This window comes from Photorhabdus noenieputensis (genome assembly GCF_018448935.1).
Lineage (GTDB): Bacteria > Pseudomonadota > Gammaproteobacteria > Enterobacterales > Enterobacteriaceae > Photorhabdus > Photorhabdus noenieputensis.
The window spans coordinates 1-466 of the sequence record NZ_RCWC01000189.1 but is presented as its reverse complement, the minus strand read 5'-3'; the positions used below and the strand labels follow the sequence as shown (position 1 = coordinate 466).

Here is a 466-nt window from a genome sequence, read left to right as displayed (position 1 = left end):
CGCCGATATACAGTTCTCCCGGTGCGCCGACAGGAGACAGATTGCCGTGATTATCAAGAACGTAAAGGCGGACGTTATTAATCGCTTTACCAATGTTTGCTGCAATATCCCCACCTTGATACTGTTTTCCTGTCGCACAAACGGTCACTTCTGTCGGGCCGTAAGCATTCAGTATGCTGTTGTGCTGGCTGAAATAGTCAAGAAAATCTGAAGAAGGTGATTCTCCGGCGGTGACTAATAATTGCAGGGAAGGCAACTCAGCCCCAATTAATAATTTCAATATGGCAGGGGGTAAGGTAGCCATTTCAATGTTTTCCCGTTGAATGAGTTTTTCAACGGCGGGGATATTACGTTCTGTTTCACTGCAAAGGTAAATTGTATGACCATGAAGCAGGCTGAGGAATAACTCAGAAACTGAGGCGTCAAAGACATAAGCAGCAAACATTAAGGCTTTTTTTCTCTTTGT

At 44.4% G+C, this 466-nt stretch carries 1 protein-coding gene; it reads right to left on the bottom strand.

The genetic code is table 11. The annotated features are described in order from the left end of the window. Nucleotides 1–466: AMP-binding protein (locus tag EAE91_RS23790; RefSeq protein WP_214090578.1), on the bottom strand; the 466-nt coding region annotated here is incomplete at both ends.